This window comes from Anaerolineae bacterium (genome assembly GCA_014360855.1).
Classification (GTDB): Bacteria; Chloroflexota; Anaerolineae; order JACIWP01; family JACIWP01; genus JACIWP01.
In genome coordinates this window covers 1-13207 of the sequence record JACIWP010000058.1, presented here as the reverse complement: position 1 = coordinate 13207, position 13207 = coordinate 1, and the positions used below count along the sequence as shown (strand labels likewise).

Below are 13207 nucleotides of genomic sequence, written 5' to 3'. Positions count from 1 at the left end.
GCGGCGCCGCGGCCTCCTGTTGGACAGCGGCCAGCTCCCCTTCACGAGGCTCCTTCACCCCGGCGCGTAGGGAGAGGCTGTTCAGGACATGCTCATAGGTAAACCCCTGCGAGAGCATATCCCGGACGGTGCGCAGTACTGCGACATCCTCCTGCGTATAGCGCCGGTGGGTGTGGGAGGCGGTGCCGGCAGAGGTGTGGCCGGCGCCGAACGAGAGGAATTCGGCGAAGCGGGTGGACCAGCGCCGTAACGTCGAGGGTGAAATGCCCAACAGATGAGCGACTTCGCCCGGTGTCAACACGTTCTGCTCCGTCATCGTTTTCCCCTCTATAAAGGTAATGGATACGCGCCTTCTCTGGGGTTGGGGTTACCCTGCGCGTTGCGCCAGCCAACCATTGTTGATTATAATGTGCGGCAGAAGGAATGACAAACTGGGCCGGCGAGAGGAAGCGGCTCGATGCGCACCCTGGCCAAAGTGCTGTACGATTTCGACGAGGTACATCTGCGGGCCATCGCCTGGTTGCGGGGAGCGGAAGCCAGCGGAACCAGCCGGCCGGAGCTGGCCGGCCAGCTCGCGGAGGCCCTGCTCCGCGAGGACTCCATCCAGCAGGCCCTGCGGGGCATGACCCCGGAGGAGCGGCAGGCGCTGGCCGACCTCCAGCGCGCCGGCGGCGCACTGCGCGCCCACGTCTTCCAGCACCGCTACGGCCCCATCCGGCGCTTCGGCCCCGGCCGGCTGGAGCGGGAAAAGCCCTGGCTGGCGCCGGCCGGCCCGGCGGAACTGCTCTGGTTCAAGGGCTTTCTCGGGCGCGGCTTCGCTCAGATGGGCGAGGATATGGTGGAGACCATCTTCATCCCCACTGACCTGCTCCCCCTACTGCCGGACCTGTCGGGGGAGCGGACCGCCGGCACCTACCCCGAGCCTATCGCCGAAATGCCAGCGGACACCCAGTGGAAGGCCGGCGCCGGCCTGATGGATATCCTCCATATCCTGCTGTTCATTCAGCTCTACCGCCCTCGGACGGGAGAGGGCGTTCCTCTGGCGGAATCGGAGGCACAGCGCCTGGCCGGCCGTCTCTCCCAACCGGACGCGCCTTATGTCAAGACCCGCTTGGCCCTTTTGCTCCAGCTCTGCCAGGAGCTGAACCTCACCCAGGCCAAAGAGGGCCGGCTCTCACTGCATCCCCAGTCCAGCCGGCAGTGGCTCAAGCTTCCACGCTCCTATCAACAGCGCTCCCTGCTGGAAGCATGGCGAGAATCCAGCGAATGGAACGACCTCCGATATGTGCCGGGCCTGCAGTGCGAGCCTACCGGCTGGTCCAACGACCCCCACGCCTCGCGCCAGCGCTTCCTCTCCCACCTGAAGGGGCTGGTCCCTGACAGCCCGTACCGTATTGCCGACCTGGTCGAATACCTGCGCCTGGAAGACCCCGATTTCCAGCGGCCGGACGGAGATTATCAATCGTGGTACATCCGGGATGCGGCATCGGGGGAGCTTCTGCGCGGCTTCGAGACCTGGGACAAGGTGGAGGGGGCTTTGATCCGCTTTTACCTGGAAGGGCCGCTGTTCTGGCTGGGAGCGGTGGAGCTGGGAGAGGACCCCGCCGGCGCCCCCACCTATTTCCGCCTCACCGACGCCGGCGCCCGCTTCATCTCCGGCGCTCCCGAACCGGAACAAGCCCTGCCGGCGCCGGCAGTCCACCTCCATGAGGGTCTCGTGCTGGAACTTCATCCAGAGAGCCCGCTGTACTACGCCCTGCAACTGGCGCGCTTTGCGGAACGCGCCGGCCACGCACAGCAGTACCGCATCACGCCGGCCTCCCTCCTGACCGCCCGCCAGCAGGGCATTAACCTGCCGGCCATCCAGCGCTTTATCGAGCATGCCTGCGGCCGGCCGCTGACCCAGCCGGAGCAGGAGATGCTGGCCCGCTTGTGGGAAGCGGGAACGCGCCTCCGCATGACGCGCTGGGTCGCGCTGGAATTCGCTGACGCGGAGGTGCTCGGGTGGCTGAAGGAGCGACTGCCGGCCCTCTTTGCGGCGGCGGTGGAACTGGGGCCGGCGAAAGTGCTGTTGCCCGAGGCCCAGGCGCGCCGGCTGGCCCGCGAGGCCAAATCCCTCGGCATCGCCTTCATGTTCACCACGTAAAAAGCGGGGCCGTTGCGGCCCCGCTCCCTTGTTCCCTGAGATGATGGCTAGTGCTGAGCCTCTTCCTGCGCCAGCTTCTGCAGTTCGCGATACGCCCGCAGGTAGTTCATGGCATAATCGTCGCGGCCCAGCACCAGGTCCGCCACGGCCAGGGCTAGGCGGGACTTGCGCGGGTTGACGATGGGGCAGTTCATGCCGGCGTACACCGCCATAGCCAGGAAGCCGGCGTTGATGACCTCGCGCTCAGGCAGGCCGAACGAGGCGTTGCTGGCGCCCAGGGTGATGTTGTTCCCCAGCTCCTTGCGCACCAGCTCGATGGTCTTGAGGGTGATCAGGCCGGCCTTGGAGTCGGCGCCCATGGTCAGAGCCAGGCAGTCAATGATAACATCCTCGCGAGCGATGCCAATGGCTTCCGCCCGATCCACGATCTTCTTGGCGATGGCCAGGCGCTCGTGCGGGTCATTGGGGATGCCCTTGTCATCCATGGTCAGGCCGATGACGGCGGCGTTGTATTTCTTCACGAGGGGCAGGATACGCTCGAGCTTTTCCTCTTCGCCGTTGACGGAGTTGACCAGCGGCCGGCCAGGGCACACCGCCAACGCCGCCTCGATGGCCTCCACGCTGGAGCTGTCGATGCAAATGGGGACATCCACGACCTCTGCGACAGCCAGCACCGCCTTGGGCAGGAGGTCTACCTCATCCACGCCGGCGGCGCCCACGTTGACGTCAATCACATGGGCGCCCTCGCGCACCTGGGCGACGGCCTCGCGGCGCACGTACTCCAGGTCGCCGGCGACCAGCGCGGCGGCCAGCTTCTTGCGGCCAGTGGGGTTGATGCGCTCGCCAATGATGACCGTGAGGGCATCCGGCTGAATCACGACTTCCTTCTTGGTTCCTCTGAGAACGGTTTTCATGGCACTCTCCTCTCTTTCAACAAGAAATGAACGCCGGGGAATGAAGCCTGGGATACGGTGAGCACAATATCGATTGTCTGTATACCGCCAGTATATTCGCTATATTACCAGCAAAGCCCATTCTTGTCAACTACATTCAGGAGGCGTGTTGGCCTCGGGAACGCGCCAGAGGCCCCATGAAAGGTGACAGTCACTTGTAAGGTGACTGTCACCTGACTGTTACCTCAGTCAGCGGATGGGGATGACCGGCTCCTTTTTCGCCTGGCTGAGCACCTCAACGCCCTGCTCCGTCAGCAAGACAAGGTCCTCGATGCGCACCCCACCCCACTCGGGGAGATAGATGCCAGGCTCCACGCTGAAGACCATGCCGGCCTCCAGGGTGTGGTCGGAAAGCGGGCTGAGCACAGGCAGTTCGTGAATGGCCAGCCCCACGCCGTGCCCCAGCCCATGGCCGAAGGCATCGCCGTAGCCGGCCCGCTCGATGACCTCCTCCGCCAGCGCATGCGCCTCGTTGCCCTTCATGCCGGCCCGGAGGTTCGCTTGGGCGCGCTCCTGCGCCTGCCGCACAATCCCGTATATCTCCATGAAGCGCGCATCCGGTTCCCCCAGGATAACGGTACGGGTCAAATCGGAGCAGTAGCCCTGCCACACACAGCCGGTGTCGATGACGACGGGCTGGCCGGCCTGCAGAGGCCGCTCGCTCGCCTTCGCATGCGCCATGGCAGACGCCGGCCCGCCGGCCAGGATGACGTCGAAGGACAGTTTCTCAGCGCCGGCCTGCCGCATCTCCTGCTCCAGCTTCCAAGCCAGCTCCCGCTCGATCATGCCCGGCTGCATCATCTCCCGCAAGATGTCAAAGGCCCGATCGGTCAGCGCCACCGCCTTGCGGATCGCCGCGATCTCCTCTGGTTCCTTGACCGCCCTCAGCCAGCGCACCACATCCTTGGTGGACACCAGGTCAATCTGCTCTGGGATGGCCTGTCGGTACGTGGTGTACGCGTCATACGTCAGGTGATCGCCCTCGAACGCCACCTTGCGCGAGCCCAGACGCTCCAGGATATGGGGCAACAGCTCTTCGAGCTTGCCCTCGATCTTGACCAGCTCGAACAGGGGGGCTTCCTGGCGGGACTGCTCATAATACCGAAAATCGGTGGCGATCAGGGCGGCTTCCTGGGTGATGAACAGCACGCCGGCGGAGCCGGTGAAGCCGCTCAGATAGCGCCGGTTCTCCGGCTGGGTCACCATAAAGGTATCCACACCCAGCTCCTGCATCTTCTGCCGCAGACGGGCCAATCGTTCGGGAATCATGATTCCTCCTTCTTTTGTGACGGCGTGGGTGAATCGGGAACGTGGGCGATATCGGCCGGCTCTTCGCCGCCGGCGCGCGGATGCGCTTGCAAATAGACCCTGCGCATGTGGCGCTGACTGACATGGGTGTAAATCTGCGTGGTGTACAGGTTGGCATGCCCGAGCATTTCCTGCACCGCGCGCAGATCGGCGCCGCCCTCCAGCAGATGAGTGGCGAAGGAATGCCGCAGTACATGCGGGGTAACCCTTTTCTCGATGCCGGCGGCGCGCGCCAGCTCCTGCAAGATGCCCTGCACTCCTCGCGCCGAGAGGCGCTCCCCCCGCTGGTTCAGGAACAGCGCCGGCGACGGCCGGCCGTGCCGACTGCCGGCGGCGAGTTTGGGACGCGCTTCCTGCAAATAACGTGCTAGCGCGGCCTGGGCCTGGCGCCCCAGGAACGCCACACGCTCTTTGGCCCCCTTCCCCCAGACGCGAATCTCCCCCGCCGCCAGGTTGACACTGCTGACATTCAGGGAGACCAGCTCGCTGATGCGCACGCCAGCGGAATACAGTACCTCGAGAATGGCCGCGTTGCGGATGCCCAGCGGCGTCGAAAGGTCCGGCGCGGCCAGCAGGCGCTCCACCTCTTCCACCGTCAGGTACTGGGGCAGGCGGCGGGGAAGCTTGGGGCCGGCGACCCGCTCAAAGGGGTTCGCCACCACCCAGTGGATCCTCTGCAGATAGCGGAAGAACGAGCGCACCTCCGAGACGCGGCGTGCCACGCTCGCCTGGGCATATTCCTTACTGCCCAGCCAGGCAATATACCGCCGGGCCACGGCACGGGTGACCTGATTCAGGTCGGAAACGCCCTCTTCCTGGACGAACTCCAGGAATTCCTGCACCTCGCGCTGGTAATTGCGCAGGGTATAGGTCGAGGCGTTGCGCTCCGCCATCAGGTAGGTGAGGAAGCGCTGGAGGCAGGCTTCCAGCGTGGGCTGGAGCGCCGGCCGCTCTTCTTCATTGGTTGCGCGTCCTCTCCGCGCCACATCCGCCCCCTATTCGCTCACCGCCTCGCCCACGGGCAGAGAATCGATCTCGAACTCTTCCTGACAGTGGTAGCACTTGGCCCATCCCTTCCGGTCCACCACCAGCAGGCCGCCGCATTGTGGACAAGCTGTGGATAACGGTTCCTTCCAGATGGTAAAACCGCAGGCTGGATAATTGGAACAGCCGTAGAAAGTGCGGCCGCGGCGGGTGCGCCGCTTCACCAGGTCTCCCCCGCACTCCGGACAGCGCGCCCCGACCTTTTCGGCATACGACTTTGTATTCTTGCAGGCCGGGTAATTACTGCAGGCCAGGAACTTGCCAAACCGCCCGTACTTGATGACCATGGGACTGCCGCACTGCTCGCAGACCTCGTCGGTGACCCCCTCATCCAGCTCGATCTTCTGCATGGTCTGGCGGGCCTTTTCCAGCTCCTGGGAGAACCCGGCGTAGAAGTCCTTGAGCACGGGCACCCAGTCGACCTCGCCGGCCGCGATGCGGTCCAGGTTCTCCTCCATCCGAGCCGTGAAATCGTAGTCCACAATGTCCGGGAAATGCTCCACCAGCAGGTCATTCACGATCATGCCCAACTGCGTGGGCACCAGCCGGCGGTCCACCCGTTCCACGTAGCCGCGCGCCTGGATGGTGGAGATGATGGGCGCGTAGGTGCTCGGCCGGCCGATGCCGCGCTCCTCCAGGGCGCGCACCAGCGTGGCCTCGGTGTAGCGCGGCGGCGGCTGGGTGAAATGCTGTTCCGGCAGTAGGCGGATAAGGTCCAGCGGGTCCCCCTTTTCCAGCGGCGGCAGGTCAATGGGGCTTTCGCCCTCCGCCGGCGCCGCGTCCTCATCCCGCGCTTCCTCATATACCGCCAGGAAGCCGGAGAAGCGCACCGACGAGCCGCTCACCCGGAAAAGGTAGGGCATTTGCTCCGGAGAAGGGCCGGCGTGAATGTCCACCGTCAGCGTGTCCAGCTCCGCCGGCGCCATCTGGCTCGCCACAAACCGCTTCCAGATCAACTCGTATAGGCGGAACTGATCGCGATTCAGGTACGGACGCACCTTTTCCGGCGTGCGGAACACCGAGGTCGGGCGGATAGCTTCATGGGCCTCCTGTGCGCCCTTCACCTTCGTCTTATAGACCGGGGGGTGTGGGGGCAGGTACGATTCCCCGAATGCCTGCTGGATAAATTGGCGCGCTTCCCGCTGGGCAACCTCGGCGACATGCACCGAATCGGTACGCATATAGGTGATGAGGCCCACCGGCCCCTCTTTATCGCCAAGAGGGATGCCCTCGTACAGGGCCTGCGCCACGGCCATGGTGCGCTTGGCGGTGAAGCCCAGCCGGCGTGAGGCTTCCTGCTGCATGGTGCTCGTGGTGAAAGGCGGAGAGGGCCGGCGCTTGCGCTGGCCGCGCTTGATCCCCGCCACGCGGTACAGCGAGCGCTCCAGCTCCTCGATGACCTGGCGGGTCTCCGCCTCGTTCTTGAGGTCTACCTCAGCGCCTCGAATGCGCGCCAGCTTCGCAATGAAGGTCTTGCGTGACTTCGGGACAGGTTCTTCATGCTTGGCCAGCTCGGCGCTGATGGACCAGTACTCCTGCGGGACGAAGGATTGGATCTCGCGCTCCCGCTCGACGATGAGGCGCACGGCGACGGACTGCACGCGGCCGGCGGTGGTGCGGTTGCGCACGCGTTCCCACAGCAGAGGGCTGATCTGATATCCGACCAGCCGGTCCAAGATGCGGCGCGCCTGCTGGGCGTTCACCAGGTTCTGGTTGATGTCGCGCGGGTTGGCAAACGCCTCCTCGATGGCATCGCGGGTGATCTCATGGAAGACCACCCGCCGCGCCCGGGAGGGATCAATCTTGGCCGCCTCCAAGAGGTGCCAGGCGATGGCCTCTCCTTCCCGGTCCGGGTCAGTGGCCAGGTAAATCTCCTCCGCCTTCTCGGCCTCCTGCGCCAGCTTCTTCACCACCGCTTTTTTCTCGTTGGGGACGCGGTACTGGGGCCTGAAGTTATCCTCCACATCCACCGAAAGCCGCGAGCGCAGGAGGTCGCGCACATGGCCGATAGACGCTTCCACCTTATATCCTTTACCCAGGAAGCGGCCCACGGTGCGCGCCTTCGCCGGCGACTCCACAATCACCAGCTTGCCGGAGCGCTCGGGCGGGTCCGGCGGCGCCAGGTTCTCATGCGCCGGCGTGCGGCCGAGGCGCGTCAACGTTGTGCCGCACTGCGGACAGCGCCCCCGGGTGATGGGCTGGCCCCTCTTGTTGAACGTCGGGACAGGGTCTGCCAGGGGCACCTTCATCCGACATTTCAGGCAGTAAGCCTCCAGGGTCTCTTCCGTCATAGGGAACCTCATTCACGAAGTGGTCTGGAAGGGCCGGTGGGGCGGTCCAAGGGCGTTTGCACCGTGCTGACATACTGCATGCCGCCCATCTGCCGCACCAGCCCCTTCAGTTCCATGATGGTGAGGGTACTGCTGACCACATCAATGGTAAGCCCAGAGCGCCGGCCCAGCTCGTCAATGTGCATCGGTTCCTCGCCCAGGCAGGCGAGCAAGGCGCTCTCTGCCGGCGAGATGTCCAGGACGCGCTGTGCCTCCTGCTTGGCCGGCAGCATTTCCAACTGCAGACAGCGCACGATATCCTCATGGCTCACCACAGGGATAGCGCCCTCTTGAATGAGCCAGTTGGTGCCGGACTGACGAGGGGAAAGGATACTGCCGGGCACGGCAAAGACATCCCGGCCCTGCTCGGCGGCAAATCGGGCGGTGATGAGCGCGCCGCTCTGACTGCCGGCCTCTACCACCAGTGTGGCGCGCGCCAAACCGCTGATGAGCCGATTGCGGGGCGGGAAATTACGGCGCTCCGGCAGAGTGCCAAGCGGATATTCCGAGAGCAGGGCGCCGTGCTCGACGATTTCCTGGGCCAGCCGGCGGTGCTCGGGTGGATATATCTGGTCCAAGCCGCACGCCAGGACCGCGATGGTGCGCCCGCCGGCCTCCAGCGCGGCGCGGTGCGCCTCGCCGTCAATGCCCAGCGCCAGGCCGCTGACAATGGTGACGCCCATCTTCGCCAGCGGCGTCACCAGCCGGCGTGTGACCTCACGGCCGTAGCCCGTGGCATAGCGCGTGCCCACCACGGCCAGCGCCCATTCGTCCGCCGGCGTCAGCTCGCCCTGCACGAACAGCACCGGCGGCGCGCTGTCCACCGCGCGCAGTAAGCGGGGATACTGCGGGTCATCCCAGGTCAGGATGGTGATGCCGCGCTCCGCCAGGCGTTCGCATTCCCGTTCCAGGTCCAACCGCCGGCGGGCGGAGGTAATTTGCTCCACGGTGCGGCGGTCCAGGCCGGCCTCCCGCAGGGAATCAGCCGGCGCCTCCCAGGCCGCCGACATGCTCCCAAAGGCCTGGAGCAAGAGGCGAAAGCGCGCCGGCCCCACGCCCGGCACCATATGAAGTCCCAACCAATATGCCCGCTCGTCCATCATTGCAGGAATCCTGATGGCGCTATCCACCGTTGCGCTGTGACGGGGCCAGGATATCATTTCTGTGGGGGTTTGTCAAGGCACCAGGCCTTCCATCAGGTGGACGACCATGCAGCGTGCCTGGCGGTCAATAGAGAGGACGACCTGGGATATCGCTGGCAGGAGCAGGGGTTTGCCCTGCCAGTCCACGACGTAGACGTCGTTGGCGCCGGTCTCGATGACTTCCGTGATCCGACCCAGGCGTTCGCCGGCGTCCGTCCACACTTCCAGCCCGATGATCTCGTGGATATAGTACTCATCTTCGCCCAGCGGCATGGCATCTTCGACGCGGATATACAGGATCTGATCGCGCAGTTCGCCGCTGGACTCCGGGGTATCATGGCCGGCGAATTTCAACAACCACTGCCCCTTAAGGATGCGGCCCTGCTCCAGCCAGATGGGGCGGTAATCCTCACCGACGTAAAAGCGGCCGGGCCGGCGGAAGCGTTCGGGGAAATCGGTCCACACGTCAATTTTGACGAAGCCGCGCACCCCCCACGGCCGGCGGATGCGCGCCACGGCCAGGTAACGAGGAGGCTCAGAAGCATTTCGCCCCTCTGAGCCCCCCACTCCCTGCCCGTCGGTTTCTGTTGGTATGGGATCGTCCTGCACCGGCATCTGGCCCTTCATTCAATCTCCAGGAACACGCGCTTGCCCTCTTTCGAGGACTGCACCTTTAAAAGGGCGCGGATGGCATTGGCCACGCGTCCGTTCTTGCCGATGACGCGGCCGATATCGTCCGAGGCCACATGAAGCGTGATGGTTACAGAGCGGCCCGACTGCCTCTCCCGCACGCGAACCTGTTCGGGATGTTGGACCAGCGATCTGGCGATATATTCGACAAGCTCTTTCACTGCCCAGCGTCCTTTCTTGGCCGGCGGAATGCCTCCCGCACGTCCAGCCAGGTTGAATTACTGCGCCACCGCCTTCTTCTTGGACGCCTCGAACTCATCCATCACACCGACCCGGCGCAGAAGGCGCTCCACCGCCTCGGAAGGCTGGGCGCCCTGACGCAGCCAGTACAGCGCCCGCTCCTTCTCGACGTGTAGGGTTTCGGGCTCGGTGCGCGGGTTGTAGTGGCCGATAATCTCGATAAAGCGTCCATCGCGCGGCGCTTCGGCATCCGCCACCACAATGCGGTAGCTCGGTTGTTTCTTAGCTCCCATTCGACGAAGTCTGATGCGTACCATGCGTTTGCTCTCTCCTTATGCAAAATCGTGCGAATGATGGAATTGACTTTACTGGAACAAGGAAAACAGGTCGCCCCGCTTCGGGGTCTTGCCCAACTGCTTCATCATCCTCTGCATTTGCCGGAACTGTCCCAGCAGTTGGTTGATATCCTGGACGGTGGTGCCGGAGCCGCGGGCAATGCGGCGCTTGCGGCTGGCGTTGATGATTTCCGGCCGCCGGCGCTCCTCCTTCGTCATCGAGTTGATGATGGCCTCCACCTTCTTGAGCTGTTGCTCCGTGACCTCCGGCGCCAGGTCTTTGCTGACCCGTGCCATGCCGGGGATCATATCCAGCAGTTGCGAGAGCGGCCCCAGCTTCTTGACCTCATGAAGCTGTTCCAGGAAGTCCTCCAGGGTGAACTCGCCGCTGACCAGCCGCCGGCCCATCTCCATCGCCTTCTGCTGGTCCATGGTCTGCTCCGCCTTCTCGATCAGGCTGAGCACATCCCCCATGCCCAGGATGCGGGAAGCCAGGCGGTCAGGGTGAAACTCCTCCAAGGCATCCGGCTTCTCGCCAGTGCCCAGGAACTTGATGGGCACCCCGGTCACATGGCGCATGGAGATGGCCGCGCCGCCGCGCGCGTCCCCGTCCACCTTGGTCAGGATGAGACCCGTCAGCCCCACCCGGCGGTGGAACTCCTCGGCCACGCGCACGGCATCCTGCCCGGTCATGGCATCGGCGACCAGGAGCACCTCCGCCGGCTGGACCTTCGCCTTGATGGCCTCCAGTTCCGCCATCATCTCATCGTTGATATGCAGGCGGCCGGCGGTGTCCAGCAGTACGACGGTATAGGCCGCCTTGCGGGCATGCTGGACGGCGTTGACGCAAATTTCCGGCGGCCGGCGGTTGTTCGGCTCGCTGTATACGGGGATGTCGAGCTGTTTGCCCAGCACCTCAAGCTGATGGATGGCCGCCGGCCGATAAATGTCCGCCGCCACCATCAGAGGCCGCTGTCCCTGTTTGCGCAGGCGCAGTGCCAGTTTAGCGACGGCGGTGGTCTTGCCGGCGCCCTGCAGACCAACCAGCATGATCACGTGCGGGATCGGCCCGCTCAGATTGAGCTTGGCGCCCTCGCCCAGCGTGGCGATCAGCTCCTCATGCACGATCTTGACCACCTGCTGAGCAGGGGTCAGGCTCCGCATGACCTCCGCGCCGATGGCCCGCTCCCGCACCCGCTCCAGGAAGGCTTTGACAACCTTATAGTTGACATCGGCTTCCAGGAGCGCCAGGCGCACCTCGCGCAAAGCGGCGTCGACATCGGCTTCGGTCAGCCGGCCGCGCGAGGAAAGCTTATCAAAGACCGCCTGCAGTTTCTCGGTTAGATTCTCAAACATCCCCTGGATATCCCAACGCAGTGCACAGCAGACGAGCGGCCAGTGCCGGCCGCTCGACCCTGTTTTCCCATTCTAGCCGAGTACGGCGATTTCGTCAAATTCCTTGCCGCCCAGGTCAGATGCATGGTCCTTCAGAGGACAATCACCTGGACCTGCGCAAGCCGGATAATTGCCGGCCTCCCCGGATTGTGCTATGATTGCGTCCAGCGCACAGGGAGTAAAGGCCATGCGGGTGATGATTGTGGATGACCAGCGCACCACCAGGGCAGTGCTGCGCGGGTTCCTGGAACGCCATGGTCATGTCATCGTGCGGGAAACTTCCACCGGCGCCGAGACGCTGGCCGCTCTGGAAGAATGCCAGCCGGATGTGGTCCTGCTCGACGTGGAACTGCCCGACATGAGCGGCATCGAGGTGGCGCGTCAAATCATGGTGCGCGTTCCGGTGCCGGTGGTCATGATCAGCGCCCATGAGGAAGATGAGCTGGTCCTGCAGGCCACCCAGGCCGGCATCCACGCCTATCTGACAAAGCCCATTGACGGACGCGACCTTCAGCGCGCGCTTATCGTCGCCCGGGCACGCTTCGAGGACATGCGCACCATGCAGAGACTGCGGCGGGCGGCGGAACAGCGCGCCGTTCGCCTGGCATTGGCCCACGACATCGTGCGCTACCTGGCCGGCATGGCCGGCTCTGCCGGCGAGGGCCTACAGGTTATCCTCCAAAGGGTGGCCGAACGCATCCAACAGCAATTCGGCTATTTCGAGGTCATTATCGCGCTCATCGAAGAGGAAGCACTGGTCATCACTGCCGCGGCCGGCGAGCAGGTGCACCCAGCAACCATTGGGTTCCGTATCCCCCTCTTCCCCGAGGGCCCCAGTATGATGGCCTGGGCCGCCCGTCACGGCAAGACGCTGTTGGCACCCGATGTGCGCCAGGAACCGCGCTTTCTGCCATGTCCCTGGGATCCCCAGACCTTGTGTGAGTTGTCTGTTCCTCTGTATGTGGGAGAACGAGTGCTGGGGGTGCTGGACATTCAGAGCACAGCAGTGGGAGCACTGGATCAGGAAGACGCGGAGATCATGGAGATCCTGGCCGGCTCCCTAGGTGCGGTCATCGACAACGTGCGTCTGATGGATGAACTGCGGGAACATGCCCGCCGGCTGGAAGAGGCCAACGCCCAACTCATCACCGCGCGCGAGCAGTTGATCCGCAATGAACGGCTGGCCGCCATCGGCCAGGTAGCCGCCGCCGTCCAGCACGAGGTCAGCAACCCGCTCACCGCCGTGTTGGGCAACGCGCACTGGCTGGCGGAACGCGCCGACGTGCCGGAAGAAGTGCGGGAAATCCTGCGGGTCATCGCCCGCGAATCACTGCGCATCCGCGACGTCCTGCGCCAATTGGATGAAGTGCAGGATCGCCTGGTGCCCTACGTTGGCGGCGCCCAGATGTTGGACCTGCGGCATACTCAGCCGCCGGATACCTCCGCGGCACCACCATCTTCCCCTTCTACCGAGCATTGACCTGTTCCCCTGACACAATCACGCGGCGAAGCGACATCGAGGCTCCCATGACGCGGTACTCCGCTTTCGAACTGGCCATCATCGCACTCCTGACCATCCTGGTCCTAGATTTGATCGGGATTGTGGCACTGGCCGTGGCATATGTCGGGCCGGCGGCACACCTGGTCCTGTGGATCATCGCCGGCTTGTCGGGCTTCATCGCCG

13 protein-coding genes are annotated in these 13207 nt (G+C 64.4%); 3 read left to right on the top strand and 10 right to left on the bottom strand.

The window, feature by feature from the left end:
• A partial coding sequence (locus tag H5T60_04840) for a MerR family transcriptional regulator (protein MBC7241752.1) occupies positions 1 to 316 on the bottom strand: 316 nt, incomplete at its 3' end.
• Between the two features lie 141 nt (positions 317 to 457).
• On the opposite strand from H5T60_04840, the gene H5T60_04835 reads away from it, so the two are divergent.
• The gene (locus tag H5T60_04835) at positions 458 to 2146 is read left to right on the top strand and encodes a hypothetical protein (GenBank protein MBC7241751.1); all 1689 of its coding nucleotides are present in this window, start codon (positions 458 to 460) and stop codon (positions 2144 to 2146) included.
• Between the two features lie 47 nt (positions 2147 to 2193).
• On the opposite strand, the gene H5T60_04830 is transcribed toward H5T60_04835, so the two are convergent.
• The 9 genes from H5T60_04830 to ffh form a co-directional block, all read right to left on the bottom strand.
• Positions 2194 to 3060 (bottom strand): dihydropteroate synthase, encoded by an 867-nt coding sequence (locus H5T60_04830; protein MBC7241750.1) that lies wholly within the window; start codon positions 3058 to 3060, stop codon positions 2194 to 2196.
• Between the two features lie 228 nt (positions 3061 to 3288).
• On the bottom strand, positions 3289 to 4368 hold the full coding sequence (locus tag H5T60_04825) for an aminopeptidase P family protein (GenBank protein ID MBC7241749.1): 1080 nt from the start codon (positions 4366 to 4368) through the stop codon (positions 3289 to 3291).
• Positions 4365 to 5300: a tyrosine recombinase XerC gene (xerC, locus tag H5T60_04820; protein MBC7241748.1), complete on the bottom strand. Its 936-nt coding sequence runs from the start codon at positions 5298 to 5300 to the stop codon at positions 4365 to 4367. Before xerC ends, H5T60_04825 begins: the two co-directional genes overlap by 4 nt.
• A 102-nt stretch (positions 5301 to 5402) precedes the next feature.
• Positions 5403 to 7700: a type I DNA topoisomerase gene (gene topA, locus H5T60_04815; protein ID MBC7241747.1), complete on the bottom strand. Its 2298-nt coding sequence runs from the start codon at positions 7698 to 7700 to the stop codon at positions 5403 to 5405.
• Between the two features lie 50 nt (positions 7701 to 7750).
• A complete protein-coding gene (gene dprA / locus H5T60_04810; protein ID MBC7241746.1) occupies positions 7751 to 8881 on the bottom strand; it encodes a DNA-protecting protein DprA in 1131 nt (376 codons plus the stop codon).
• A gap of 75 nt (positions 8882 to 8956) precedes the next feature.
• Positions 8957 to 9550, bottom strand: coding sequence for a 16S rRNA processing protein RimM (gene rimM, locus H5T60_04805; GenBank protein MBC7241745.1), 594 nt, complete (start codon positions 9548 to 9550; stop codon positions 8957 to 8959).
• Positions 9547 to 9774 (bottom strand): KH domain-containing protein, encoded by a 228-nt coding sequence (locus tag H5T60_04800; protein MBC7241744.1) that lies wholly within the window; start codon positions 9772 to 9774, stop codon positions 9547 to 9549. The genes rimM and H5T60_04800 overlap by 4 nt, the downstream gene beginning before the upstream one ends.
• A gap of 57 nt (positions 9775 to 9831) precedes the next feature.
• Positions 9832 to 10110: a 30S ribosomal protein S16 gene (gene rpsP, locus H5T60_04795; protein MBC7241743.1), complete on the bottom strand. Its 279-nt coding sequence runs from the start codon at positions 10108 to 10110 to the stop codon at positions 9832 to 9834.
• 48 nt (positions 10111 to 10158) lie between these two features.
• Entirely contained in the window at positions 10159 to 11484 is a 1326-nt protein-coding gene (ffh, locus tag H5T60_04790; GenBank protein ID MBC7241742.1) for a signal recognition particle protein, read from the bottom strand.
• A gap of 226 nt (positions 11485 to 11710) precedes the next feature.
• Between ffh and H5T60_04785 the strand changes: the two genes are divergently transcribed.
• Positions 11711 to 13003: a response regulator gene (locus H5T60_04785; protein MBC7241741.1), complete on the top strand. Its 1293-nt coding sequence runs from the start codon at positions 11711 to 11713 to the stop codon at positions 13001 to 13003.
• A gap of 47 nt (positions 13004 to 13050) precedes the next feature.
• On the top strand, positions 13051 to 13207 hold a 157-nt coding region (locus tag H5T60_04780; protein MBC7241740.1), incomplete at its 3' end, for a hypothetical protein.